Source organism: Rhizobium zaerense (assembly GCF_051810725.1).
GTDB lineage: Bacteria > Pseudomonadota > Alphaproteobacteria > Rhizobiales > Rhizobiaceae > Rhizobium > Rhizobium leguminosarum_I.
The window spans coordinates 4,187,467-4,210,234 of the sequence record NZ_CM132690.1 but is presented as its reverse complement, the minus strand read 5'-3'; the positions used below and the strand labels follow the sequence as shown (position 1 = coordinate 4,210,234).

At 56.0% G+C, this 22,768-nt stretch carries 32 protein-coding genes; 21 read left to right on the top strand and 11 right to left on the bottom strand.

The annotated features are described in order from the left end of the window. Positions 1–86: 86 nt before the first annotated feature. Together ACS4RR_RS20925 and ACS4RR_RS20920 are read left to right on the top strand one after the other, a co-directional pair. Positions 87–680, top strand: a complete 594-nt coding sequence (locus ACS4RR_RS20925; RefSeq protein ID WP_456189289.1) for a hypothetical protein — start codon at positions 87–89, stop codon at positions 678–680. Continuing rightward, on the top strand, positions 655–1,314 hold the full coding sequence (locus ACS4RR_RS20920; RefSeq protein ID WP_456189288.1) for a hypothetical protein: 660 nt from the start codon (positions 655–657) through the stop codon (positions 1,312–1,314). The genes ACS4RR_RS20925 and ACS4RR_RS20920 overlap by 26 nt, the downstream gene beginning before the upstream one ends. A 108-nt stretch (positions 1,315–1,422) precedes the next feature. Here ACS4RR_RS20920 and ACS4RR_RS20915 read toward each other — a convergent pair whose 3' ends face one another. Next, a complete protein-coding gene (locus ACS4RR_RS20915) occupies positions 1,423–1,671 on the bottom strand; it encodes a DUF4884 domain-containing protein (protein WP_456189287.1) in 249 nt (82 codons plus the stop codon). Further along, positions 1,671–2,876 (bottom strand): hypothetical protein, encoded by a 1,206-nt coding sequence (locus ACS4RR_RS20910; protein WP_456189286.1) that lies wholly within the window; start codon positions 2,874–2,876, stop codon positions 1,671–1,673. Before ACS4RR_RS20910 ends, ACS4RR_RS20915 begins: the two co-directional genes overlap by 1 nt. A 106-nt stretch (positions 2,877–2,982) precedes the next feature. On the opposite strand from ACS4RR_RS20910, the gene ACS4RR_RS20905 reads away from it, so the two are divergent. Beyond that, a complete protein-coding gene (locus tag ACS4RR_RS20905) occupies positions 2,983–3,600 on the top strand; it encodes a hypothetical protein (RefSeq protein ID WP_456189285.1) in 618 nt (205 codons plus the stop codon). After that, the gene (locus ACS4RR_RS20900) at positions 3,597–4,265 is read left to right on the top strand and encodes a hypothetical protein (protein ID WP_456189284.1); all 669 of its coding nucleotides are present in this window, start codon (positions 3,597–3,599) and stop codon (positions 4,263–4,265) included. The genes ACS4RR_RS20905 and ACS4RR_RS20900 overlap by 4 nt, the downstream gene beginning before the upstream one ends. Here ACS4RR_RS20900 and ACS4RR_RS20895 read toward each other — a convergent pair. Continuing rightward, the gene (locus ACS4RR_RS20895) at positions 4,262–5,281 is read right to left on the bottom strand and encodes a nucleotidyl transferase AbiEii/AbiGii toxin family protein (RefSeq protein WP_456189283.1); all 1,020 of its coding nucleotides are present in this window, start codon (positions 5,279–5,281) and stop codon (positions 4,262–4,264) included. The genes ACS4RR_RS20900 and ACS4RR_RS20895 overlap by 4 nt on opposite strands. 90 nt (positions 5,282–5,371) lie before the next feature. Here ACS4RR_RS20895 and ACS4RR_RS20890 point away from each other — a divergent pair, with 90 nt between their 5' ends. Beyond that, complete coding sequence (locus ACS4RR_RS20890; protein ID WP_456189282.1) at positions 5,372–5,974, top strand: hypothetical protein; 603 nt, start codon at positions 5,372–5,374, stop codon at positions 5,972–5,974. Here the strand turns inward: ACS4RR_RS20890 and ACS4RR_RS20885 are convergent. From ACS4RR_RS20885 to ACS4RR_RS20865, 5 genes are all read right to left on the bottom strand, one after another. Next, positions 5,961–6,812, bottom strand: coding sequence for a hypothetical protein (locus tag ACS4RR_RS20885; RefSeq protein WP_456189281.1), 852 nt, complete (start codon positions 6,810–6,812; stop codon positions 5,961–5,963). The two genes, ACS4RR_RS20890 and ACS4RR_RS20885, sit on opposite strands and share 14 nt — an antisense overlap. A gap of 127 nt (positions 6,813–6,939) precedes the next feature. Then, positions 6,940–7,596, bottom strand: a complete 657-nt coding sequence (locus tag ACS4RR_RS20880; protein WP_456189280.1) for a hypothetical protein — start codon at positions 7,594–7,596, stop codon at positions 6,940–6,942. Beyond that, entirely contained in the window at positions 7,596–7,796 is a 201-nt protein-coding gene (locus tag ACS4RR_RS20875; protein WP_456189279.1) for a hypothetical protein, read from the bottom strand. The genes ACS4RR_RS20880 and ACS4RR_RS20875 overlap by 1 nt, the downstream gene beginning before the upstream one ends. A 54-nt stretch (positions 7,797–7,850) precedes the next feature. Next, positions 7,851–8,228 carry a hypothetical protein gene (locus ACS4RR_RS20870; RefSeq protein ID WP_456189278.1) on the bottom strand — a complete coding sequence of 126 codons (378 nt, stop codon included), beginning with the start codon at positions 8,226–8,228 and terminating at the stop codon, positions 7,851–7,853. After that, positions 8,225–8,704, bottom strand: coding sequence for a hypothetical protein (locus ACS4RR_RS20865; protein ID WP_456189277.1), 480 nt, complete (start codon positions 8,702–8,704; stop codon positions 8,225–8,227). Before ACS4RR_RS20865 ends, ACS4RR_RS20870 begins: the two co-directional genes overlap by 4 nt. Positions 8,705–9,116: 412 nt before the next feature. Here ACS4RR_RS20865 and ACS4RR_RS20860 point away from each other — a divergent pair, with 412 nt between their 5' ends. The 13 genes from ACS4RR_RS20860 (at position 9,117) to ACS4RR_RS20800 (ending at position 19,975) form a co-directional block, all read left to right on the top strand. Then, positions 9,117–10,721: a hypothetical protein gene (locus ACS4RR_RS20860; protein ID WP_456189276.1), complete on the top strand. Its 1,605-nt coding sequence runs from the start codon at positions 9,117–9,119 to the stop codon at positions 10,719–10,721. After that, positions 10,718–11,581, top strand: coding sequence for a hypothetical protein (locus ACS4RR_RS20855; RefSeq protein ID WP_456189275.1), 864 nt, complete (start codon positions 10,718–10,720; stop codon positions 11,579–11,581). The genes ACS4RR_RS20860 and ACS4RR_RS20855 overlap by 4 nt, the downstream gene beginning before the upstream one ends. A gap of 192 nt (positions 11,582–11,773) precedes the next feature. Further along, a complete protein-coding gene (locus ACS4RR_RS20850) occupies positions 11,774–12,421 on the top strand; it encodes a hypothetical protein (protein ID WP_456189274.1) in 648 nt (215 codons plus the stop codon). After that, positions 12,418–12,831, top strand: coding sequence for a hypothetical protein (locus ACS4RR_RS20845; protein ID WP_456189273.1), 414 nt, complete (start codon positions 12,418–12,420; stop codon positions 12,829–12,831). The genes ACS4RR_RS20850 and ACS4RR_RS20845 overlap by 4 nt, the downstream gene beginning before the upstream one ends. After that, positions 12,828–13,529, top strand: coding sequence for a hypothetical protein (locus tag ACS4RR_RS20840; protein WP_456189272.1), 702 nt, complete (start codon positions 12,828–12,830; stop codon positions 13,527–13,529). Before ACS4RR_RS20845 ends, ACS4RR_RS20840 begins: the two co-directional genes overlap by 4 nt. Next, positions 13,519–13,965 (top strand): hypothetical protein, encoded by a 447-nt coding sequence (locus tag ACS4RR_RS20835; RefSeq protein ID WP_456189271.1) that lies wholly within the window; start codon positions 13,519–13,521, stop codon positions 13,963–13,965. Before ACS4RR_RS20840 ends, ACS4RR_RS20835 begins: the two co-directional genes overlap by 11 nt. Continuing rightward, positions 13,958–14,506, top strand: a complete 549-nt coding sequence (locus tag ACS4RR_RS20830; protein WP_456189270.1) for a hypothetical protein — start codon at positions 13,958–13,960, stop codon at positions 14,504–14,506. The genes ACS4RR_RS20835 and ACS4RR_RS20830 overlap by 8 nt, the downstream gene beginning before the upstream one ends. A 266-nt stretch (positions 14,507–14,772) precedes the next feature. After that, a complete protein-coding gene (locus ACS4RR_RS20825) occupies positions 14,773–15,042 on the top strand; it encodes a DUF29 family protein (protein ID WP_456189269.1) in 270 nt (89 codons plus the stop codon). Next, positions 15,035–15,652 carry a hypothetical protein gene (locus tag ACS4RR_RS20820; protein ID WP_456189268.1) on the top strand — a complete coding sequence of 206 codons (618 nt, stop codon included), beginning with the start codon at positions 15,035–15,037 and terminating at the stop codon, positions 15,650–15,652. The genes ACS4RR_RS20825 and ACS4RR_RS20820 overlap by 8 nt, the downstream gene beginning before the upstream one ends. Before the next feature lie 532 nt (positions 15,653–16,184). After that, positions 16,185–16,661 (top strand): hypothetical protein, encoded by a 477-nt coding sequence (locus tag ACS4RR_RS20815; RefSeq protein ID WP_456189267.1) that lies wholly within the window; start codon positions 16,185–16,187, stop codon positions 16,659–16,661. Then, a complete protein-coding gene (locus ACS4RR_RS20810) occupies positions 16,662–18,260 on the top strand; it encodes a site-specific integrase (protein ID WP_456189266.1) in 1,599 nt (532 codons plus the stop codon). 532 nt (positions 18,261–18,792) lie between these two features. Then, entirely contained in the window at positions 18,793–18,957 is a 165-nt protein-coding gene (locus ACS4RR_RS20805) for a hypothetical protein (RefSeq protein WP_170257879.1), read from the top strand. A gap of 292 nt (positions 18,958–19,249) precedes the next feature. Then, positions 19,250–19,975: a Crp/Fnr family transcriptional regulator gene (locus ACS4RR_RS20800; protein ID WP_222295582.1), complete on the top strand. Its 726-nt coding sequence runs from the start codon at positions 19,250–19,252 to the stop codon at positions 19,973–19,975. Position 19,976: 1 nt separating this feature from the next. Here ACS4RR_RS20800 and ACS4RR_RS20795 read toward each other — a convergent pair whose 3' ends face one another. Continuing rightward, complete coding sequence (locus tag ACS4RR_RS20795) at positions 19,977–20,216, bottom strand: DUF6894 family protein (RefSeq protein ID WP_222295610.1); 240 nt, start codon at positions 20,214–20,216, stop codon at positions 19,977–19,979. Between the two features lie 221 nt (positions 20,217–20,437). Between ACS4RR_RS20795 and ACS4RR_RS20790 the strand changes: the two genes are divergently transcribed. The 3 genes from ACS4RR_RS20790 (at position 20,438) to ACS4RR_RS20780 (ending at position 21,696) form a co-directional block, all read left to right on the top strand. Beyond that, on the top strand, positions 20,438–20,686 hold the full coding sequence (locus ACS4RR_RS20790) for a hypothetical protein (protein ID WP_162118251.1): 249 nt from the start codon (positions 20,438–20,440) through the stop codon (positions 20,684–20,686). A gap of 161 nt (positions 20,687–20,847) precedes the next feature. After that, a complete protein-coding gene (locus ACS4RR_RS20785) occupies positions 20,848–21,084 on the top strand; it encodes a hypothetical protein (protein ID WP_170278615.1) in 237 nt (78 codons plus the stop codon). A 240-nt stretch (positions 21,085–21,324) separates the two neighbouring features. Beyond that, complete coding sequence (locus ACS4RR_RS20780; protein ID WP_162118249.1) at positions 21,325–21,696, top strand: COG4315 family predicted lipoprotein; 372 nt, start codon at positions 21,325–21,327, stop codon at positions 21,694–21,696. A gap of 276 nt (positions 21,697–21,972) precedes the next feature. Here ACS4RR_RS20780 and ACS4RR_RS20775 read toward each other — a convergent pair whose 3' ends face one another. Next, positions 21,973–22,422, bottom strand: coding sequence for a type II toxin-antitoxin system VapC family toxin (locus tag ACS4RR_RS20775; RefSeq protein WP_222295581.1), 450 nt, complete (start codon positions 22,420–22,422; stop codon positions 21,973–21,975). Continuing rightward, positions 22,419–22,670, bottom strand: coding sequence for a type II toxin-antitoxin system Phd/YefM family antitoxin (locus ACS4RR_RS20770; protein WP_456189265.1), 252 nt, complete (start codon positions 22,668–22,670; stop codon positions 22,419–22,421). Before ACS4RR_RS20770 ends, ACS4RR_RS20775 begins: the two co-directional genes overlap by 4 nt. Positions 22,671–22,768: the final 98 nt, after the last annotated feature.

Genomic DNA, 22,768 nt, shown 5'->3' with positions numbered 1-22,768 from the left:
GTCGGCGGAACTGACACAAGTGAAATCGCTGGAAATATTGCCGTTTCCATGCAATCTCTGGGCGCAGGGGATACTTAGGGGTGGGAATGTTTTCGTTTTTCAAATCAAAGAAGGTCGATCCGAACGCAGAAGCCGACAAAGGCGTTGAGCTGTACTTTCGCGTGACTAGACTCAAAACAGTGAAGCTCGAATTCTTTCAGGGGTTGCTGGAGCTAACGGACGAGATCACTCAACGTATGAGTGAGCAATATCAGGGTCTTGGTGTATATAATCAGCTTGAGGTCGAAGCCTTCTGTGCCTCGATCATCACCACAGCCGTCATCGCAGCCGACCTGTCAGACGACGAGAGTTTGGAGATCATAGATATCTACCTGGGGCTGTGGGTGGAGATTGCTGTCAAAAACTATCCTGGCACCTCAGAGACAGGCTTGAAATCGCGAATGAACAGCTTGTGCCTGGAATATAGTCGGATGATCCTGCGAGCATACGGTGAGAGCCCACAACAAACGATGATCGTCGAGGAGAGCGTTGCTCGTAACCTGGTGCGTGACGTAGATCGCCTGGCGGGCATTCAGCGTGAGGAAATAAAGCAGGCGGTGACTGCTGTGATGTTCAAGGCGACTATTGGTGAGACGATCAGGATCGTTACAGACCTTGTCGAAGAAGGGCGTCGAGAGTGAAGATTCCTCATCGTGGCGCATGCCTTACTACCATGCCGTTGACAGCAACCTGCTCGGTATTGGACAGATAGTGCCGCGACCACCATCGAAATACTTCGGCTTGAGATCGTCGACCGACCTTTATCTCAAGCTTCTCCACGATATCGAGCGCCTGCGGTCCGGCGGCGGCACGAAAGCGGTCCAGTATGCCGCCTTCGATGCGGCGGTCACAGGCTCTCACATCCTGGATTGGGTGCTCAATGAACTGACACCGGAAGCCTACCTGCGGCTGACGGGCCTCAGGAAAGGCAAGAAGCCTCCGAAGGACGACCCAGGCCCAATCATCAGGTTCATCGAACGCAATGGCGACGAGCTGCGAGGCATCAATTTCTGCCGCCAGATCGCCAACACGGTGAAGCATATGAAGATTTCGTTGGGCAAACCGATGAAGGACATGGCTATCGGTTCAACAGTCAAGTTCGGAATGACGGATAAGCAGATCACGAACGCACGCGCGATTGCGTATATCCAGATCGAACCAGAAGGCGAAAAGATCAATATTGTCGAGCTGTTCGAAACCACGGCCGAGCAGTGGTTTTTGTTTCTGGAGAGGGAAGGCTTGTGGGTAGAGCAGCCGCCAGATCAAGAAGATTAGGCAGCCACAACGGTAGTCATTCCGCATCCGTCTTTGGGCAAATCACTGGATACGCGTGTCCGCCGTTCGGCTGCGAATGCTTCATCATCGTGCACTCGCCGAAATGTGCTACCGGCTGCATATCAGGGGTAATTGCAGCAGCTTTGGTGAATGGTGCCGCAACGGAATCGGTGCCGGGCATGTCGAGAAGACTTTGTTATCAAAGCCGCCATCGTAGAACCGGTAAACCTTGCAGCCGTCCTGCTCAAACAGGAAATCAATCCGTGTTCCTGTGGATGTCCGAGAGATGCTCTGAGCAGGGGCTTCGATAAAGTGGGCAATAATTCCCATAAACAAAACAAACAGAACGAGTCGCATCACAGCACACCTCCAACGACTTTCTCGATCTCCTCTTGGATGACCGACCGGAGGAAATCATGTTCGCGCAATGACATCGGCGTGAGGAACCGGCGAGCATGTGTGTGGATGACGTTGACGGCCTTGCCGATGGCTCCGGTCGGCAACGACGGAGGAGCGACGACAGGGGCAGCTGGTATTTGCTTCATCGCCTCGACGTGATCGAGGATCGCCCGACGAGCTGCTTCAATCTCGTCGACCTCTCTCTGGTGGTCCTTAAACGTTTTCTGCGCGGGCCAGGACAACGGCTCATAATGTTCGCCGACTAGGTCTTTAAATTTTTCGAGTAGGTCTTCGAAGTTCGATGGTTCCGGCAGCGGCTCGGCGGCCTGAACTTGCTGAACGAGTTCGTAGTCAGCCTTCATCTTCGCCAGCTTTTTGGCAAGCTTGGGGTGGATGAGCGAGGATGGTTCGACAGCTTCCTCGCCAAACCCAGCAGCTTCCATTTCTGTGATGCGCTCCTTGGTCGCTTCCACGGACAGCTCTAGGGCTTTCACGGCCGGACCGTTGTCGTCGAGTGGGGTGCTGAAATACGTGCCGCCGGTCCATTGCGGCCGGGCTCCCTCGAAGTACGCAATGTCGGCAATCTCGTCGGTCAGGACGCCATTTTCGTAGAACTGCGTGACCTGTGAGCCATTCGGGGCGGTGAAGGTACGGGTCTCGACGGAGCTAGAGCATTCGCTGTCCCACTCCTGAGGTGCGATGTCGCCGTGCTCAGGTACGATAAACTTGAATGACTGGTTCCATGGGGTGTTGTCGCAAGGCTCGTCTAGTTCCTCCGTAATGGACATCGCCCAATCCAGCGGAGGAGCCGCCGCGATAATCCACTCGGCCTCAGCTTTGCCACGGCGCTCCTGTTCCAGGCGTTCGGTGACCTCGAAACGAGACTGAATAACATGTCGGTGGGAAAGGCCACCAAGCGATTTCCGGGATTTTTCGACCCAGGAACGGAGTTCGTCGACGATCTCGATTTGGCAGACTGTGAGGATGCCCATGATGTTAAGGTAGTCAACGGCGTCGCCGCTTAAGTTGATGCAGCCTTGTCGGTCGAAAGCGCAGGTCAACTTCGGCCCGTTGTCGTAATCAGCTAATTGAAAAGTGATTTTGAATTCGTTGTTGAGTACGTCGTATTCTTGGAGACGGATTTTCTTTGTGATTTTGGCCATAACCGACGGCTCCCTACCGTCTTTTTGTTGGCGTTGAATCAATGGTTGTCGCAAAATCCATCGGCGTCCAGTGGTTGATGCAAGAATCGTGTTGCCGGGGAAAACAATGAGCCGACAGGAATTAATCGACTACCTCAGGAAGCTCTCCAACAAAGACGTCCCCATCACCGACAGCCCTGTTCCGGACGCCGTCAATAAGGCTGCACGTCTCGAAGCGAACGGGCCCGGCCGATCAGGGGATGATTACGCATCCACGCTCCAAACATGGGTCGCCTTCTGCCAGCGGTTCCGCGATACGAAGAACAAGCGACATCGGACCGTAATGCAGCAAGTGGCGAATTTCGCGCTGACCGGTGAAATGGGGATCGCGTACGTTCTCACGACAGGTCTGGAACAAGCTTTGAAAGCGGAACGACGTGCGAGGAGGGGACTGTATCCGGACGCCCTCTACTCAGTTGTAGCTGATGGCATCGCTGCAGGGCTGAACTGGAAAAGCATCAATGTTCAAACCGGAGCCAGCCCCTACCGCATGTCCGGCGAAGCGAAGGTTTTCCGAGGTCGCTACGAGGACTGGACGGCAACGGAGATTTTGGGCGCTCATATCGAAATCGGCAAGCACACGCTTCATGTCGGCACCACCGTTCCCAAAATTCTGACGGCACTTGAAGATCGATACGGTATCGACTTCAAGGAACTTGAGAAGCAGCGGAGACTACAGAAATGATCGAATGGTTTCGACATCTAGCTGCTGATGAGGTCGGACGTAATCTCATTACCATAGCTGGAACACTGACGGCCGTTGCGTTCGGTACGTTCCTGGGAGCCTTCAAGGACGTCTTCATAGAGAGCGGAAAGCGGAAGCGCCTTGCGTGGCTTACCGCCGTCCGCCTGACCGTCATCCTGGACAAGTATGTCGACAACTGTTCGGAGAATGTCCGGGACACCGGTCAATACGACAACGAGGGTGAACGACGTACCCGCGTGCCTCAACCGCAATTGGAATACCCTGCGGACCTTGGGTGGACATCGCTGCATCGGCAGCTGATGTATGGCGCGTTCCGGCTCAAGGTTGAACATGACAGCATTGAGAACGGTCTTGAATTCACTGGACGTGAGATCGCGTCTCCCCCCGACTTTGAAGAATACTACGCCGAGAAGGGAGTTTGTTTTTCCCATCAGGGCATGGCGGCACTTGAGTTGATACGATCTCTGAATGATCACTACGGCGTTCCTACAGTGGATCGCAGGGGCTTTGACCCACGCGACACGTTCAATCGCAAGATCGAAGAGCGCCGCAAGCGTGATGAGGATCGGGCGGCATACATGGAGCGAATGGCGAAGATACCTTTCGATCCGACCAAACCGCCCGGTCTGTTTCCGATAGGCTAGAACTTCGGCTTGAATGCCATCGTTACCTTGTCCCTGTATTTGCCCATCTGAACCACGTTGCCGGTGTCCTCAGTCTTCGCCATGCCTTCACGCACCTTGTCGACGGCAGCGACCCGACGACGAACGCGCTGATGGCGGTCCTCATGCAGCTTGAGACCAGCCAGAAGGTGGTTTCTAACGGCGTTATACATCTGGCGGCTATCACACAGCACGTCGATGAAAGCGTTCATCTGTGGAGCGTTCTTGTCTTTCCACGTCTGCCACAGCTGCGCCTTCGCCTGGGCAAGCTCCCATTTCAAAGCCAGAGGTTCCTCTGGGAAAGCATCCATTATCGCATAGTCGCTATCCAGCTTCTGGCGCATCTTGTGAACGACCTCAGCACCGATGTGTGTGACGTCGAGCTTCATGTTGTGGAGGATCGACAGGTCGCGGAAATCCTTCCAGCGGGTTGTGGCCGGGTTTGTCACGACCTCAATCAGCTTGTCTGCCACCTGAGACTCGAAAGTCTGATACAGGCCGAAGAGCGGCTCCTGGCCCTTAAAGAACACCGATCCGTGGCGGCGTTCCGGCCTAAACTTCGGGAACTGCTGGGTGCCACCGGTCATGTCGATCTGCGTATTGATGCGGGTGTTTCCGGCCATCGCCATGATCTTGTATCGATCACCGCCATGACCATCAATGTGAAGAGGCTCTGGGTCATGGGAATAGGTACGCAGCTCTATGCCCTTCGCGGCTAGATCATGCTTCATCAGTTCAAAAGCCCGATGCATTTCGTGAGCCTCGATTTTCCGTTCAAACAGGATATCGAGGTCGGCAGTTTCCCGGCTCACTTGAGGATGCAGGAGGCCGCCTTTGATCATGTGTCGAGGGATGAGGTGTTTCGAAAGCCCCCGGGAAATCTCCTCGGCAAGCATGCGTTCGGTTGCGAGACGAGTGTCGATGCCATGGAGCTGGCAGGCAGATTTAATGCGGTCGATGAGGCGAATTCCAAGATCGTAAGTGGCAGCGTTGGCCATGGCAGCTCTCCCAAAGCTTGTTTGAGAGAGCGTCGATCTGATCTATGCATACGACGAATTCGCCGATCCGCCGCCGTTATGGAGAACGCAGTGCCTTACGAATATTCCGCGCAGAACCATGATTGGGATATGACGCTCTACGCCGCTGCTGAGCTGATCAAGGCCGGATTGATTGCCGACAGGCGTCCTAAGACTGGCAATATGTCCATGGGGTTCTCGTTCTTTACAGGTGGAATGGTGCTGTCATTCGCAGCGGTCGAGAGTTTCTCCGCATCGGTGGCGTTCACGATGCCTTCGACTCCAGGCTATGAGACTTTCGACTTTAAGGCCTACCAGTCGGCACGGCGCTTTTGGGATAAGATGACGATCCTATGCTCGGCTGCCGGTATCGTGGCCGACAAGTCACAAGGGCTGTTTCAACGGATCGAGCAGATGCAGCAGTGGCGCAATCTCGTCACGCACGCTCAGCCTTTCGAGATCGAGCCGACCATTATTCAGTCGACGGCGAATGAGCCCGGCAAGCTCCACAAGAAGCATCAACGTAAGGATTACCTTCGCTCGGCTGAGCCAGAGCCAGCCAAAATGTTTTATAGGACAGCCGTCGAGTACATCGATCTCCTGAAAGGGAAAACCGGCATCGACCCGCGAGCCTCAGCGTCTTACAGGGTGCTCGCAGAACCTACGGACGGTTAACGAACCAAGTCTTCTTTGCTTGCAGGACACGGACGAAGTTGGCCTCCGTCATCGCCTGGGCGTAACCGGCATGCATGGCGTCGTCGTAATGGATCGTGACCGGGGTCCGAACGGTCGCCTGAAAAGCTAGAAGCAGCTTCAGCTTCGATCCCGCACGAGTCCATGGCATCGTAGAGCCCCCGCGCGATCCAGCGGTCGAGATATGTCCCGGCTGGCTTCTTGCGTTGCCGATAATCCCGTCGCGCTCAGCCCGTGAGTACCTATCTGGTCGCTGCCAGAGCCCGTGAGTGCCATTTACAACGCCCCAAAATACGCCAGGCGCATTACGGGACGCGGAAACCCATTTCAGGCTTCTAGGCAGCCTTCCAGCAGCTCCGAAGGCCACACGCTGAGCCCGTAGCGCTGCACGTCCGACGGCTTCCTTCTTAGCCCGAGCCGTCAACCTCTTGAATGGGGTCCTGTTGAATGCACCGCCGAACTGGGTGGCTTGCGCTGACCACGACAGGATATCGTTCCGGGCAGTTCCAGGATCGCCGGGGTGACGGGTTTGTCCGGTGATGGGAAACCATAGGTAATCCGCCTGGACCGGAAGCATGTCGACGGATGCAACCATACGGTCGCCGTCACGCCATTTCGCTCTCGTGATCTTCATGGGCCGCAGGGTGAAAGGCCTTGGGCGGTCCACCGACCGGCGGATTTCATCCTGGACTTTGTCACGAACTAGGAATGCGGTGTCGTCGAGCTGCTGAGCGAGAGCACGCGGCAGCACCTGCCGTCCGATGGCGTCCAGTTCCTGTTGAATTGCTTGGCGGTTGAAGTTGAGGGCTACGCTGACCATGGCGTCATCTCAAAAAAATGGCCCGGCAGCGAGTGAACGCGCCAGGGCCAAGATGGGCGCAGGAAAAGAATGTGGTGCGCCAGGGAAATAAAAGTGTGAGTCCCGGCGGAGCGTGAAGCAAGGGCCATTATAGACCTCCGGAGGAAAGGCGACTTTCTGCGGATGACATACGGCTTTGAAGTGCTTCAATCATGCTGACGATGGAAGTGCTTCCGGTCGGAACTTTGTTTGTCGCTCCGAACACACGAAACGCGATACTGTTGCTGCTCGTGTTACCAAAATGATCGCCGCCCAGGATCGCGTCCAACATGTCTATGTTGCCGAATGTCGCGCTCGCTACGCTAGCACCACTCACATATTCTTTCAGGAGAGGTCCGTACGCATCGTAGCCGATAGTCAGTGACAGCAGGCTAGTTCCAGCACTCCAGAACCAGGTGTCAGTATCGTGAGCAATCATAGTCGATATCGGAGCCGGACCGCCGCCAGCTATAATGCTTGCGGCAAGCTCGCTGTTAAACCCGAAGATCGAATAGAACAGACTGTTTTGACCTAAGTCAAAGACGGTCTCTGAACGGGGATCGGCACTGGTTGGGTTGGTGTAAGAGCCGAACGAGACCATCTTGTAGAGACGGTCGAGGTCTTCATTGACTGCTGTGAGGTCAGGGTTTTCCGGGCCGGTGAGATCGGCGAGCTTATCGAGAACGCCCTTGAGAACCGCCTCAACTTCCTGCAGGCGGATCGCAACGTCGGTGGCGCTGGTGCGGGCGGAGGTGAAGGTTGCCATCAGCGCTTCATCCAGATTGACTGACGGCGGTCGCGGGTTTCCCTGAGGGCAACGTTGGCGGCGACCTTTGCGATAAAGCCGTTATTGCCCTTGAGAGCCTCGACTTCCGTCAGGCCGTAGATCGCGATATTGGCTTTGTACCGGCGCTCGTATTCGGCCAGCTGTGCCTTCGTAAGGTATGATAGATCGACGACGTGCATGGTTGTCTCCAAGTCTTTCGAATAGGAGACAACGGTCGGCCGATTTGACCAAGCTTAAACCGAAAGAGACCCTTGCCGATTGTTTGGATCGAAGCGAAGGGCTGACGGGATTTGTCGACGGTATTTGATCGCCAGCTTCACCAACGCTTGTGCCAACACCTCGCTTTTCAGAAAGAGTTGGACCGGAGCCTTGGCGAGCTTATGCCCTATCGTCTGGTCGGATACCGAGAAGCCGACCCCGTTGAGCTGGCGAGCGCGATCTGGATCATCGGCAGCAACGTGACGTAATCCGGCATGGCAGTTCCTTATGATGTCGTCCAATTCACTACGCGAAACGCGATATTTGTGATGCAAAAATGCGAAGTAATGGGGGGAGACCGGCGTCTGATTCAAGGTCGCTGAAACGCCTTCTACGGAAACTGGAGCGGTCATTTCACACCTCCCAGCAATGCCTTCGGCAGGTCAATTGACTTCGTCACCCGCCTTATTCGACGAGCATCCGGTTTGCGGCGCATCCCGGCTCGCTGGATAACCTTCCGTTCTGCCTCGGCGGCATCGAACGAACGGCCGGGATGAGAGGCCAAGATTGCCGCTGCCGCTTTTACGATCCACCGCAGCGCTGCGGTCTCGGACTTCTCTTCCTTGACCCGTTCCGCATAGGCAAAGACGGCTGCTGCCAGTGCCGTGTCGGCGAAAGACGCCTCAGGACGGCCCTCAACGGCAGCCTTACGCCTAGACCGTTCAGTCGCTGCTCGGAAATACTCATTGCCCGGGTCTGGCTTGCGCGGCATGACGGTCTCTCTTTCACTACGAAACTTTACTACGAAAAATGTAGAGCTGTTCGATGCAAGGAACCCGGCTTGTCGCTGATGCGCCGAACGGCCATGATCAACCTCGACCCGCTCCAAAGCCCAGAGGACTGCCCTCCGCGCTAAGGGTAGGTAAGGCAGAGCGGACAGGCTGGGTTGAACAACAAAAATCGCGAAGCGAAACGGGAAAAATAATTATAAATTGAGCGAAGCGATCCACCCCGTACATAGTATTAGCGCGGAATCGACGGGACGAAGGTCGGTGAAGTCTCTGTAAACATTGGTTTTGTCCACAGTGTTTTAATCCCGGATTTCCCAAAAACAAGTAATTGTTGACATCGTTTATATCCCAGATTTCCCAACTCCGGATCAAGTCAGCAAATCCCACAAACTGTGAACCGGGATTTAAACGGAAACCTATCTAATCCCTGTCAACTATATTTGGGATTTAAAGCTTGCTTCTTGTTCCGCCGACGACAACACTGGTTGCAAGGGAATAGAGCAATGACGAATGAACACCCAAACTGTGCTGCCAACGCTCGGCCGCAAATCCTTTCGCCCAAGGCCTCGGGGCAGCCTCCAAATCCTTGAAAAGCAGCCACACAAGTTCTCAGAAGTAGCTCCGGCGTCACCACGCCCGCCTGAGATGATGACCGGCGTCCGAGTAACGAAGGGGAAGCTCTCGGTATTCGACATCGGTGTCTGGGAAATCCTCCTGGCGAACGCGTACGAGGCTGACCCGGCGATGGAGAGACTGGACTACTCCGTCTCGTTGAAGGCGATAACCCGTTTCATGGGGGAGGACGCGAGGAAGCAAGCAGTGATCGCTGCCGTGGACAAACTGACGGCAGTTAGGCTCGACTTTTGCGACGGTGACAATCCGGATCGCAGGTTCGCGAATGTGCAGATGGTTACGACTTGGCAGGAAATCACGCGAGACGACCATCGCATCGAATACTCGTTCCCAACGCCGATCCGGAAGCTGATGCGGCGCATGCCTCGATACGCCTACGTTGAGTTGGCGGCCATTGCTGATGGCTCGATGACATCGAAATACAGTCCAGCGCTCTACAAGCACTTGGCACTCGAAAGCCACCGGCAGAAATGGCAGCCGGGAGAAAGCAACGAGGTCTTTGTTCAGCTGACGCCCGACCAGCTTGGCGATATCATAGGTTTCCCGCGCGACGCTGAAGGCAACATGAACACCGGCAAGCTCCGTGACTTTGTCGACCGGTCAGTCGAAGACCTCAAAAAGGTCCGTCGATTTCGAACCAGCATCAAGAAGGTCACCGAGACCGGTCGTGGCAAAGCTATCCGCTATTACATTTTCACGCTCACCCTTCAGCCACCGCGTCCGTGCCTTGTTCCGGGCGACAAGGTCACCGTTGCCGACGGTGGTCCCGACGATCCGCTTTACCAGATCAATTCCGGCACATGGGCAAAAGCCGTCCATTTGTTTGGTCGAGGCGAGGTCTTCGACGGATATTACGAGCGCCGGTTCTTCGAATTGTGGCTCGCCATCCTTAAAGAGGCCATCGACAAGAAACCGCTGTCTGCCGGTTACGACCTACGAACCTTTCGCGGGGAAAGTCTTCTGGCTACCATCAACGAGTTCGGTGCCGAGCACGCCCTCTGGTCAATGCTGGCGGAAGAGGCTGCCGACCCTGATCTGGCGGCCCGCGTCTCCTCGACGGACCGCATGCAAGCCCAGATTGCTCGGATCGAACGGCTTGGCGGGAAGGCGGGTAAGCTGAAGCGAATGGTCAAAGTCGAGGCCGATGCCATCCAGCGGAGAAAGGACCAGGCGGTAGCCGAAGCGAAAGCCCTTGCCGAGGCGGCCCTGGTCATTCCGAACGGCGCAGGAGGTGGCACCTTCGAAGACTGCGTGAAGGCAGTCATTCAACTGAACGAGATCGAAGAAGGCCGCTGGCAGGAGGTGATCGAGGATGTCGAAGAGATGCAGGTGCGATGGACCGGCAACAGACAGGTACTTTTGCGGCTGTTCACAACGTCCGGAAGCCACCGTTCAACATTCAGAGTTAAACCAACAAAAACAGAATGGTCGGAGCTGCTGAGCACGCTGGAGACCATCACAGCGGAGGTAACCTATCAATGATCCCAGATGTCATTCCCAACGCGATTGTCTTCAAAGTCGACTACAGCATTCGTGATGGAGCCTACAATGATGTCATCGCAGACATAAAGAGATTGACCAAGAACTGGGTGGGCCTTCCGACCCACGAAGCAGTTTTCAGCCACCATCCTTACAACAGCACGCGTCAATACGTGCCGCTATCTTTCCAGCTCCCTGACGATCCGGACGGCATCGATGAAATCGTTTCCGACGTTGCTGAGCTGAACCGCGTATATCCCACGCGAAACCTGAATTGGGTTGCTGAAAACAAGAAGAAGCCAGGACAGAAAACAAGAGTTAAAAAGCCGGAGCCGAAGCCCGCTGTGGACCCGAACAATATCGTCCACGGCCACGATATCACGAAGGTGAAAGCGGAGCTGAGATTCATGCTGACTGAAGATGGACCGGAGATCGATGCTGAGAATTTCGCTGCCGCACTGGATGGATATCCGTTCGCTGATAAGTCCCCCGCACAAAACCGAGACTACATCGAGATTGAATTAATCGCTTCGTTCGAAATGAGATATCCTTTCCTAGCAGACTTGAACCGGCTGTTTGGTGGGAAGATCATTCGGGAGCTGCGGGTACTGGCCGACGTTAGGAACCAACAGCGTCTACCAGCACACTGGCACCAAGCGTTTGGACGGGCATTTGTACGAGGCGGCAATAACCCCGCGACATACGAGCAATGCTGCAACTTCATCAGCGGTTACTTTGTGATGCTGGAGCGGATTGCCGCTAAAGGTAAGGTTACGCCGCAGCCGAGCAAGATCGCCAGCCGTTTTACAGAGCTTGCCATCGAGACCGACCACATCACCGCAGCGGCAATAGCTTTCGGTTAACTTTCTTCCAGAATCCGCTTGATCAGGGGACTCCCTTGTGGTTGTATATCCGCAGCCACAAATGCCCCAGAAAGGCACCATGCATGCGAGTTCTACGAATAGACCTACGGAACCTATGACCAGCTAACGCTGGCTACCCGTTCGCGCGGGTATCCGTACGTGACTATTCGAAGGATTAAGAGGACTCGCAAAGTGGCTTACACTCAGCAGTATTTTGTCGGCGACACCCATTTTGGGCATCAGTTGATGCTCCAGTTCCGGCCGTTTGAGACGACGGAAGAGATGGATCGCTTTTTCATCGACCGGTGGAACGAGACCGTCGCGCCGACGGATATCGTCTGGCATCTCGGTGACTTCGGCTACGGCGACGCCGACCGTACCCGCAAGATTTTCCAACAGCTCAACGGACGCATCCGCCTGATTATCGGAAATCACGACACCGACGCCAAAGGTCGCGTCCATAAGCACCTCGCCGATCTCGCATGGGACCAGCCGCCCGTGCACATGGCGGAGGCCCACGTTGACGGAGAACGGGTAACGCTTTGCCACTACGGCATGCGCGTCTGGCCCGCCAGTCATCACGGTGCCTGGCATTTTTTCGGCCACAGTCATGGTCGCCTCCCGAACCACGGCCGGTCGCGTGACGTCGGTGTGGAGAAGGCTCTCGACGTGATCCAGGCGGTTTGCCGCTTCAATTGGCAAGTCTGCGAAACTTGTGAAGTCTGCGCGGGACCGTCTCACATTATCGTTAAGGAGCCAAACGGTCTGCATCAACAACGGCTATGTGAGCACTGCGCTGAGGAGCGACTCGCAAAATTCGAGGGGAGGTCGGTTCAATGAAAAAGGAGATCGCTGAACGCCTTCATGCCGAATACAATCTCCTCTGGCATGACAGCATGTCCGCTTTGCCGGATGGCTGGACCGAACCGCTTGTCAATCTGCTGGAGCGCATGTACCGCCTGTCGACCGTCGGCCCCGGCAATTTCATGGCCCCGGGGACCATCACTTGGTGCCAACTTCGTGTCGAAGTCTATCGGTCGAGTGCGATGGCGTTCGCGTCGCCGATGATGCCGCCCGGCAAATGGCACCCCGACCGCGCTCTGGTCTGCGTCGAGGCACTGGCAGAATTCTATGGCCAGACGCAGGCGACTTGCATGGTCTGCGGTGCTGAAGGTCATCTGCGGATGCGGATTTTGGGCGGGACGAACGAAGGCGTCTACTGCGAAGAGCACGCGGGAGGTGTCGCATGAGCCCGGACAACATCGACCGCATCCGCACTATGTATCGCGATTACTATCACTCATCCATCGACAGCCAGCCTGACGGCTGGACCCAACTCATCATGGATTTCCTGTATCAGATGGACGGTATCGGCGACCTGACCGACTCCGTTTCCTGCCGCTTCGAACGGTGCCCTGACGGGTGCCGAGCATTCGTTTTTCCTGAGATGTCGCGCTGGCATCCAGAGCAAATGGACACTCTTCGTGTCGCGCAACGGGAGCTTTATGGGCTGTCGCAGCAGACGTGTGAGGTGTGTGGAACCCCTGGCGCAATGGAAGGCAATCGTGTCTTCTGCATCGGGCATGCCGGGGGCGCAGCTGAGAAGGCAGCTCGTGAGGCGGCTCTCTTCGACGAAGTTCATATGTTATTCCCGCCCGGCCATGGGGCCTCAATCAACTTGGCCGTTCCCAATCACCTTTTCGACTTGCTGTCGACAACCCTTCGCTCGATCCACAAGGTCGTGAAGCAGGAAGATATCGTCGGCAAAGTCCTGATCACGCGCGTTGAGATGGACGACGGCACCCTTTATGTCCGGGTCCGATACCATGACCTTCCAGCTGTTTTCCTTGGCACGCAGATGGCAATCAACGAGATGATCAGCGATCTTGAAGTGCTTTCTGATGAGGCTACTCGCAAGCACAATCAGGGAGGTCCCGATGCTTCCTGAGAATTTTGATCGCGACGAGTTTATCCAGCAGCTCCGTCAGAAGCACGCCCGCATCCTGCCGCCGGATATCGCCTTTGCGGTCGAGGATGGCTGGCTGTTCATCGTCCAGCTGGCGCTCGAACGCATCCAGGAGAGCCTCGAACGACATGGCTGGGCCGGTCGCGCGAAGATAAAACAAGTCAAAGAAAAATGGGGCGAGCTGCAAATCTACGTGCGCCCGGTCATGGAAGTCGACAGCTATCCCGAGCCGCTCGCTGCTGAGTTGACGGCGATCAGGATGATGTCGGCCGGTGACAGTCTGCAAACTTGTGAAATCTGCGGAGAGCTGGGAGAGCCCGGGAATTTTGATGGTTACTGGCAGACGCTCTGCTCAAAGCATGCCGAGCAACGCCGCGCGTGGGTTGCTGGCGGCCGTAAAGGAGAAATCTTTGATTGAGTTTGTCGAACATCTTCATGCTACCCGACGCGCTGAAGCGGATCGCATCGCTGCTGCCGTCACTGACTACCTGGCTGCAACGGCTGGGCTGGCGAAGAATGACCGCCTGAATCTCGACCGCCGCCGGGAGTTTGTCCGGCCGCGATTCGAGCATCTCGACGGAAAGACGCGCATCTGGATCGTCGCTCAAGTCGGATTTGAAATCGCCCGGCGTATTCACGATGAGATTTTGGCCGCGATGCCGGACCAGGACAAGATTTTCTGCGGCGAGGGCTGGCTCCCCATCGTCGACCGCTTCCTTGATGATGTCCGCGAGCAGCCCGGCTTTCTGCTCAAGAGCGCTGGGGAGAAGTGGGGTGCGCTTGAGCTTCGCTACCGTTGCGATCCTGCCGGGCTTGAAGCATGCCGCGCGGCCGACAAGGAAGCAGTCGAGGCGTCGCAGCGGACCTGTGAAAAATGTGGGAAGCCCGGACGGACGCGCACTGGTGGCTGGCGGAAGACACTTTGTGATGAGCATGCGCGAGGTCGGTTTGATGACTGAAGATGACCTCCGCGCTCGACACCCCGATCTCATACGAGATGCGGAGATCAATGTACGGTCCCAATGGCTGCCCTTGATCGACCAATTCTTCACAGCCGTGAGAGATATCTACGGCGAAACGAAGCCGAGTGTCACTCTATACACTGCGTATGAAGACAACGGCTTGGTTATCGACTGCGACGACACCCCATGGTCCGGCAATCAGGACCCCGCGCGGAAGCAGCAGGTCCGGGCGCTGGCTCTCCAAATCCAACTGAGGAGTCGCGATGTCTTATGAAACCGACTTCGTTCAATGGACACGAGAACAAGCGGCGCTGCTACGTGCTCTCGATCCATCGCCTACAGGTCTCGATGCCGACAATCTCGCGGAAGAAATCGAAGCGCTCGGCAGGATAGAGATCAGCAACATGTCGCGTCATTTCAAGATCGAGGTCCCGGATTTCCCGGCACAATGTCCGCTGACTGTTGAACAGCTGGTCGATGAAGACTTTGACTTCCCGGGTGCGATCAAACGTCTGGAGAGCCGAGATGTCTGATTTGTTGACGCTGCGAGAAGCTGCCGATGTTCTTGGGGTTGACGTTGTGACTTTAGTCCACGTCATTGACGTCGGCGATACCATACCAACCCCGCCAGTTCCCAAAGATTTTAAAGATGTCGTCTTCGCTCCCGATGACATCGAGCGCTTTCAAATCGAATTGCGTCGTCGACGTTTTGAAGATTTCAAAACGGAATATGCCGACGTCTTTCAGGAAGATGATGCACCCGGTGCCCGTCATTTGGAATTCGGACCAGGCTGGTTAGGCATCCTCATGGAATTCTGCGACGGGCTGCGTGAGTTTCAGAATGCCGGATATCGGGCGAGGTTGCGCTGGGGTAAAGAAAAATTCGGTGCACTCCGGCTATTTACAGATTGTGCTGATGAGATTGCAGCGTATGTGGGCGAGCGACGCGGCATCGCCTACGGCAAGAGCCTGAGGACGTGTCAGGAATGCGGAGAGCCAGCGCGGTTAAGGTTTGGGCACTCAATCTGTTTGACGCTTTGCGACCGGCACAAGCACCTTGTTGGCGAGCCTGACCCGTCGCGAGATGGCATCATTCTCGACGTCGATGCGTGGTCGAGGCAACAGCGAGGAGACCAAGGATGAGACTGCTGCGACCAGCGAACGACCAGCTGATTGACTACACGGCAACGCTCGAATTCTTGGTCGGCGACAAGATCGCGTAGGGCTGACGATGCCGTCGACAAGCTGATGGCGGAACTCATCCAAGCTCTCGGCTTTCACGACTACCAGATGCCCAGCAATTCCTGATTTTTCGACAGTGTAGCGGAACCTACCTAGCCTTAGCTTCCGAAGTGAATGATGACGCAGTGGCTCGCGCAGGCTGCGGTGACCTATGGAGATCGCCTCGTTCTGGCAGTGTCGTAGATTAAAATTCCTTCGGCCCAGTTTCAGTAATCAAGTGGGAATTCCGGCTTTGTTACTGATCGCGTGTGGAAACAACGGCTTGCCCACAACGATTAGAATTTTAACGAAAACAAACGTCGGTAACAGCGCGTTTGTGGCCGACATTTGTTTTAACTAACTGAAATGGTTTTGCTTTTTTCTTTAAGTGTATTGCTCCCACGTCATCCGACAGCTATCTTCCCTGGCGTCGAAACCGGAACCCATTGAAAGCATGTCTGATATTAACGAAACCGCACGTGCGGTGGCGGCTATAGTTGCGCGTTCACAGCAAGTCCGCCGCGATATCGAGAAGACGAGGATAGCTTTGCGGCTCTGGATACCCTCAGAGGCGGAGCTGGTGCCCATTCGTCGTGCCATCTGCCACCCGCTGCTCGGTGGCATTCTCCGAAAGGACGCGCAGCGCGATGTGTCCGGGCCGAATTTCACCCTCAATTCCTTGCGGCTGGCAATATCTAAAGGGCATCTCGTCTGCATCCGGAAGGCTGAGAAGCAGTATGTCACGCCCGCCGCACTGAGAGATTGGCTCGGCCTGTCTGAGGGCGAGCACAGAACGTCAAGGGTAATTCAGTACCAGCCTTCGGCGGCCAAAACCAACTACGAAAAGCAAAAGGGTGGGGCGTCGCTAGCCAACGCATCGGCGAAGCTCCTGTCTATGAAAGCTGCGCTGGCGAAAAAGAAAGGCAAGTGAATGGGCCGCAAATCCGACGGCATTCGACCGTGGTACGACAAGAAGATTGATAAGTGGCACATCATCGATCCAGAGCCAGGTGCACCGAAGTATCGGTGGAGCCTTGGGTTCGGTGGCGAAAAGGAGGGCGCAAAAAGGGCCTATGCCGAAGCTAAGGCATACGAAGAAGAAAAGAGGGCCGGTGGCCGCTTGATGATGACGCGACAGTCGACTTCAGATGTCACCGTCGCTGATCTCATTGCCTTTTATATCGACCGCCGGATCGAAAACTTCGTGCCCGATGACGACTATCCGAACGAACTGGTACGACAAGAGGATGTCCTCGGCCGCCTTACGGTGCTTATCGAATTTTTCGAGGACCTGCCGCTCGATTCAGTCAGTCGCGTCCGTTGCCTGGATTTCGGCAAGTTTGTCCATACTCGTGAAATCGCACGAGCCAAGGCGCTTCATGATCGACAATATGCGATCTATGAGGGCAAGCTTGCGGCATTCCAGAAGAAGGCGGCAGCGAGAGAGAAGTTCGTTGCCGACCTTACCGGACGTGGGTGGAACCGTGTTTTACGGCCGCTGCGTAGCAAGCCGCCTGAACCTTTGGAGCCCTTCAACCCGGCCTCGATTCCTTATCGACGGTCTGCATCTAGACGTTATCTGGAGGAGCTTAGCGCGGCCGTCACCTTTGCGGTCACCTACGAATTCATCCGTCACAAAATCCATGTTCACTTGCCGCCGAAGTATGAACCTCGAAAGCATCAGTTCACGTTGGCGGACGTCCGTCGCATGATCCGGTCGGCGTATCGCTTCAAGGGAATGGGCTGGGTGAACGGCAAGCCAGTCAAAGACCTGCCGACGCGACGGCACCTGGCGAGGTTTGCATTCCTGGCGATCACCACTGGATCGCGTAAAGACAAGATCGAGCGGGTGTCGTTTCGTAACGAGGGCGATCGGCCGTGGATCGATCTCTGGCAGGAGTGGGTGCCTGACATCGATGAAGAGACCGGCGAGGATCGTGGAAGTCTCCAATGGAAAGGTCGATATCACCGACTTGGTGATGACGAGATCGAGCACAAAACGAAGCAGGCCCCAAATTTGCCAATTCCGGCTATCGCAGTGAAGCGACTGGTCAGGTGGCGAGATCAAGGAATTATCTATCCCTGTGCCTACCCGTACCATCGGCAGGGCAAGGAAGAGCCGGGCAACGTAAAAGACGGCATGAGGGCAATCTTCGAGGAAACGTTTGGCGACGACACGGAATCCGTAATTCACACATTCCGCCATTCTGCTGCGACCTGGCTGTGTGCCGACAAGGAACTTCCGTTGCCATCTGTCGCCGCGTATCTGGGCATGTCCACCGAGACCCTCGTCAAAACTTATGCCAAGCACCGCGAGGAAGACCTACAAAAAATCGCTGCAGCGATTTCTGACCCGTATCGCAAGGGCAAGGGCGTTCACACGGTTAAAGTGCGAGAGACAAAGCCGCAACAGGGCAAGAACGGCCGACAGAAATCGACAGATAACGACAGAATGGCACCAAACGGGCGTAGACAGGAATCGACAGCAATTGATGAAAGCCGAGCAAAATCAACGCGCGATGCGGCGTAGCAAGGTGACTCGTCTACTGACGCTGGTCGTTCGGGACGTGGGGGTCGAGTGTTCGAATCACTCCACTCCGACCAGTCTGAAGCCCCGCTCCGGCGGGGTTTTTCGATTCTGCTGATCTCAGCCAAAAATTCCCCAGGATTTCATCGTGAGGCGCAGAACCAGCGTGGGGCATCATCGCCAAACCCTGCCGCGTCCCTGGCCGTCCTCGCGCCTTGCGCGCTATGGATCAAAAAGAAGCCCCGCCGAAACGGGGCAAATTGGGAACGGACGGACCGCACAGGAAGGAAGGGTTGGCGTACGGCCCCGTCACAAGAGGGGGCACCTGTGCGATCCTTGTGGCCAAACGACGGATAGTCGGAAGAGTTCCTGTGCGATTCCGCACCAATCGGTCGATAGATCGCCGGTCGCATCAGTCGTTCCGCCGCTTCGTCACAAGCCGTGAAAAGCCCCGCGCCTGAAGGATTGCAGTCGGCACCTTGTTTCATTCGAATAAGAGCACATTTCGATGGAGTAAGCGTCGTCAGGAAATCAAATGGCTTACGAGCGGGATATGGCTATCGTCTTCGATAGCGTGACAAAGGCGGTGATCGTCAGTTTCCGCGGCGTCACGGTCTATCTGCCAGGTCCTTACGTTGACCGAAAGGCGGCGGTCCTGACCGCCGAAGCCCATTGCCGCCGACTTGGCTGGCGAGATTGATTGCGGCTTTTAGCAACGATCCGCAAAAGGCAGATATTTATTTTGTGAATCGCTCGTCCTTTCGCAATGAGCGCGCATGCCGAGGCAAAATGTGCTAGGGTCTTTGGCCGGTATCGAAAGACCGCTGCCGGTTTATCGCCGCTGATCATCAACAATTTCAGCGGCTTATGTGCGGTTTTGTCATAAACGCACACTTCCCCGGGACCTATGGCCAAACCAACGGCCGTCCCGTAGTTTTTCACCAACTCACAGGCGTTTGGTTTTGACATCCAAGCTCCCATGCGGAGCCGCTATGACTCACATTGACCAATCGACTGTCGAAAATACCCTGCTGAAAATGTTGAGCGCGGAACGCTTCGCACGCCTCTCGGAAGGGATGTCGCGCGTCGACCTGCCATTACGGCATGCTCTTGTCGATCACGACGTGCCGACCACGCATGTCTGCTTCTTGGAAAGAGGCCTGGCATCCATGGTTGTCAGCAGCATCGACGAAGAAGTGGTGGAAATTGGCCATATCGGGCGCGAAGGCGTATCCGGGATGCACGTCGTCCTGGCGGTAGAGACCACCCCCACCCGCACCTTCATGCAAGTCGCAGGGTCCGGAATTATGGTGCCGATGGAGACGTTTCAGCGCGCGCTCGCCGATGATCCCGAGATGAAGGATTTCTTCCTTCGCTATGTTCACACAACCGTGCTGCAGCTTGCCCATTCGGCGCTCGCGAACGCCCGCTACAATATGCATGAACGGCTGGCTCGGTGGATCCTGATGTGCCACGACCGCCTTGAAGGCAACAACCTGGCCATTACCCATGAATTTCTGGCATTGATGCTCGGCGTCCGGCGTTCCGGCGTCACCAATGAACTACACGTTCTTGAGGGCGTCCACGCCATCCGATCGACCCGCGGAAACGTGCGAATATTGGATAGGGAAAAATTGATCGAAATTGCCGGTGGCTGCTATGGAGTGCCGGAGCGCGAATACGAAAAGGTGCTGGGTCTTCCGCTCCGCGCCAGGTAGATCAGTCCATTCGCTTAACCGCTTCCGAAAAGGGCAACACGAGCAGGATATCGCCTGCTTCATTTCTGATCTCGATGCTTCTTGACGCAATGTCATATCCAAGCAGCACGGCACTGCTCATCAATGCGCGAGCATCACGCACCGCTTCCATGCGAGCGGCGTCCAAATCAGGAAGCTCGGTTCCTTCCCAGTCGTCGAGCGACCCGGCTTCCGACAGGATATTGAAGTAGAAGCGTGGCATTCGAAATCCTTCAAAGCCCGGCAGGATAAGTCGCTTATTTTGCCGTTCAGCAGGTTTCAAATCAACAGTATCGGGCATGCTTTCGTCATCGATGCCGATGCCCTTACGGCCACTGTGCGCAACCGCACTGATAGTTGGCAGCGAGGAGCCAATGGCTTAAATTTTTTAGCGCGAGCTTGAACTCAAGATTAACCCGGAGCGGCGAGACGTAGGAGGACGATATGATCGATTTCAATCTCTCGCTCCGGACGAAAGACGTGAACGTGCTTACGGAGGCTATTCGGACCTGGTACCGGCATAATCATGTCACGCCGACGGAACGAGCAACGCAATTGCTCTGCAGCGCGGCTGCCGATCTTTATAGCCAAGGGCACAGGACGCCGGAGGAACTGGCTACGCTGCTGATCACCAGGTTTGACAGCCCCTATTCGGTGCAGGTCAACGCAGCGACGTCCACTGCTCATCACTAAAGCATGTCGCGCAAAAGTGTGCAGCGGTTTTGCGACAACGACATGCGTAAAAACAAAGACCTAAAGCGCGACAAGCGGATCTGAAAGATCGCGACGCGCTTTAGCGATCGGTTTCATCCCCTGGCGGACCGTAGGCGCTCTCGGATTTTGGAGGCATCGAAATGCTTCAGTCCCTCATTACCTTGTCCGATCAAGAGATCGAACTCGTCATCACTGCGGTTCGGCAGTGGTGTACAAAGAACCACTGTGAGATCGATAGCAACGAAGGCCGCCGCGCCCTGACCCTTGCCATCGATCTCGTCCAGAACTCCGCCCGGGATAGGCTCCTTCAGAACTTGACGGATCGCCTTGGCCCCCGGTCCGGTCAGATGGACGCGGAAACCTTCGGCGCTGGCTGACCAGCAATGAGTGCCTCCATCTGGGGTCAGGACTCACCAATCAGAGCCGGAAGATGACGGCCGCAGCTATGGGAAGACGTTGCCGCTAATAGCCGTCGTTGGCGCCTCGCGGACGTTATAACCATTGCTGGACCTGTCGTATTCGTCCCCCGTGGATGGAACTGCTTTCATAGTCGGGCGTTTTTGCCAGTTAGATCGGGTGCTGGCATTCCGCCGGCACTGCCGAATGGGAGAAAAATCATGAGAACGATATTGATTGCGATAGGCGCGTTAACTGCTTTAGCCGGATCCGCTTTTGCGGCCGAGCCTGCCAAGATGGTGGACACGAAAATGGGCAAGGTCCTGGCGACTGAAAAAGGCATGGTCCTTTACACCTTCGACAAAGATACAAACGGCAAATCCAACTGCGACAAGGATTGCCTGAAGAAGTGGCCGGCTTTCCACGCCGGAGCCAAGGCCAAGGCAGAAGGCGAATGGACTCTGGTCAAAGCTGCGGATGGCAAAGAGATGTGGGCCTACGAGGGCAAGCCGCTCTACACCTATGTCGAGGATAAGAAAGCCGGTGAAGCCAAGGGCGACGGCGTTGGGGGAGTTTGGCACGTGGCCAAATAGCTGAATCGGGGACCGCTTGAACGGGCGGTCGCCGGATCGCCTCGAACCGCAAGACCAAGCTCTGGAACTACATATCCCTTCTCTACGGCTTTCGCCGACAAACCCGGCGACCGCCGAATGCTGCACCATTCCTTGCGACATCATCTACTAGATTCCAAATGCCGGTCAGAAGCAGGGATCGGGGACGCGGTGTCGGCAACAATCATTCCGACCAGAACGCGGTGGGGAAGCGGCCGAGCGACAGCAAGTGCGGCTCGTGATCGGCGGTGCTTCGGATCATTCCGACCGGAACGCGGCGGGAAGATCGACAGAGACATCAAGCGGCTGGAAATGCCGCAGGTTTTCCGTAATGACAGTGAGGTCATAGGCGCGCGCGGTCGCCGCGATGATGAGATTGCCAAGGCCGGGATGACGGCCCTGGCTCTCGGCGTCATCTTCCAGGGCGCCGACAATGCGCGCGACAACGGTATCCATCGGCAATATCCGATCGCCGAAACTGTCGGTGATGGAGTCCAGCCATGCCGAAAGGCGCTTTGCCCGCTCGATTCCGCCGCGACGGTGAAGGCTCCGCATTCCCTTCTCGATCTCCGCGACTGATAGAGCCGACAGAAAGAGAGCATCGGCGTCGCCCTGCTCATGAAACCATACCCGCACCGGATCGGACGGCGCCACCTTGCCCGGCGCGAACTTCGAAATGATGTTGGTGTCGAGAAGATAGGCGGTCACAGATCGATATCCCGCATTTTCGATGGGTTCCGCTCCAGCTCGACCCCACCGGGAAACGTCAACAGGAAATCCCCGAAATTCGGCCGTGGCTTCCTCAAAGCCCTTTTCGCCGCCTCGGCCGCTTCGACGGACACAAGCACGGCAGCGGGCTTCCCGTGCCGCGTGATCGTCACGAACTCCCCGCTTGCCGCTTCATCCACCAGACCGGCGAAACCGGCCTTTGCCTCCGCCACGCTGATCGTCGACATTGCGGCCTCCTGTCTTAAATGACCATATATGGTCAAAATAGATATTGGCGCAGGCGGAATCAAGAGGGGGAGTTTTCCAAGGGTGCAGCGGCGGCGGC

What these genes read in the sequence shown, in the direction of transcription:
- ACS4RR_RS20925 (WP_456189289.1), top strand. Translation starts at nt 87, where the DNA reads ATGTTTTCGTTTTTCAAATCAAAGAAGGTCGATCCGAACGCAGAAGCC.
- ACS4RR_RS20915 (WP_456189287.1), bottom strand. Translation starts at nt 1,671, where the DNA reads ATGCGACTCGTTCTGTTTGTTTTGTTTATGGGAATTATTGCCCACTTT.
- ACS4RR_RS20910 (WP_456189286.1), bottom strand. Translation starts at nt 2,876, where the DNA reads ATGGCCAAAATCACAAAGAAAATCCGTCTCCAAGAATACGACGTACTC.
- ACS4RR_RS20905 (WP_456189285.1), top strand. Translation starts at nt 2,983, where the DNA reads ATGAGCCGACAGGAATTAATCGACTACCTCAGGAAGCTCTCCAACAAA.
- ACS4RR_RS20900 (WP_456189284.1), top strand. Translation starts at nt 3,597, where the DNA reads ATGATCGAATGGTTTCGACATCTAGCTGCTGATGAGGTCGGACGTAAT.
- ACS4RR_RS20895 (WP_456189283.1), bottom strand. Translation starts at nt 5,281, where the DNA reads ATGGCCAACGCTGCCACTTACGATCTTGGAATTCGCCTCATCGACCGC.
- ACS4RR_RS20885 (WP_456189281.1), bottom strand. Translation starts at nt 6,812, where the DNA reads ATGGTCAGCGTAGCCCTCAACTTCAACCGCCAAGCAATTCAACAGGAA.
- ACS4RR_RS20880 (WP_456189280.1), bottom strand. Translation starts at nt 7,596, where the DNA reads ATGGCAACCTTCACCTCCGCCCGCACCAGCGCCACCGACGTTGCGATC.
- ACS4RR_RS20875 (WP_456189279.1), bottom strand. Translation starts at nt 7,796, where the DNA reads ATGCACGTCGTCGATCTATCATACCTTACGAAGGCACAGCTGGCCGAA.
- ACS4RR_RS20870 (WP_456189278.1), bottom strand. Translation starts at nt 8,228, where the DNA reads ATGACCGCTCCAGTTTCCGTAGAAGGCGTTTCAGCGACCTTGAATCAG.
- ACS4RR_RS20860 (WP_456189276.1), top strand. Translation starts at nt 9,117, where the DNA reads ATGAACACCCAAACTGTGCTGCCAACGCTCGGCCGCAAATCCTTTCGC.
- ACS4RR_RS20855 (WP_456189275.1), top strand. Translation starts at nt 10,718, where the DNA reads ATGATCCCAGATGTCATTCCCAACGCGATTGTCTTCAAAGTCGACTAC.
- ACS4RR_RS20845 (WP_456189273.1), top strand. Translation starts at nt 12,418, where the DNA reads ATGAAAAAGGAGATCGCTGAACGCCTTCATGCCGAATACAATCTCCTC.
- ACS4RR_RS20840 (WP_456189272.1), top strand. Translation starts at nt 12,828, where the DNA reads ATGAGCCCGGACAACATCGACCGCATCCGCACTATGTATCGCGATTAC.
- ACS4RR_RS20835 (WP_456189271.1), top strand. Translation starts at nt 13,519, where the DNA reads ATGCTTCCTGAGAATTTTGATCGCGACGAGTTTATCCAGCAGCTCCGT.
- ACS4RR_RS20825 (WP_456189269.1), top strand. Translation starts at nt 14,773, where the DNA reads ATGTCTTATGAAACCGACTTCGTTCAATGGACACGAGAACAAGCGGCG.
- ACS4RR_RS20820 (WP_456189268.1), top strand. Translation starts at nt 15,035, where the DNA reads ATGTCTGATTTGTTGACGCTGCGAGAAGCTGCCGATGTTCTTGGGGTT.
- ACS4RR_RS20815 (WP_456189267.1), top strand. Translation starts at nt 16,185, where the DNA reads ATGTCTGATATTAACGAAACCGCACGTGCGGTGGCGGCTATAGTTGCG.
- ACS4RR_RS20810 (WP_456189266.1), top strand. Translation starts at nt 16,662, where the DNA reads ATGGGCCGCAAATCCGACGGCATTCGACCGTGGTACGACAAGAAGATT.
- ACS4RR_RS20805 (WP_170257879.1), top strand. Translation starts at nt 18,793, where the DNA reads ATGGCTTACGAGCGGGATATGGCTATCGTCTTCGATAGCGTGACAAAG.
- ACS4RR_RS20800 (WP_222295582.1), top strand. Translation starts at nt 19,250, where the DNA reads ATGACTCACATTGACCAATCGACTGTCGAAAATACCCTGCTGAAAATG.
- ACS4RR_RS20795 (WP_222295610.1), bottom strand. Translation starts at nt 20,216, where the DNA reads ATGCCACGCTTCTACTTCAATATCCTGTCGGAAGCCGGGTCGCTCGAC.
- ACS4RR_RS20790 (WP_162118251.1), top strand. Translation starts at nt 20,438, where the DNA reads ATGATCGATTTCAATCTCTCGCTCCGGACGAAAGACGTGAACGTGCTT.
- ACS4RR_RS20785 (WP_170278615.1), top strand. Translation starts at nt 20,848, where the DNA reads ATGCTTCAGTCCCTCATTACCTTGTCCGATCAAGAGATCGAACTCGTC.
- ACS4RR_RS20780 (WP_162118249.1), top strand. Translation starts at nt 21,325, where the DNA reads ATGAGAACGATATTGATTGCGATAGGCGCGTTAACTGCTTTAGCCGGA.
- ACS4RR_RS20770 (WP_456189265.1), bottom strand. Translation starts at nt 22,670, where the DNA reads ATGTCGACGATCAGCGTGGCGGAGGCAAAGGCCGGTTTCGCCGGTCTG.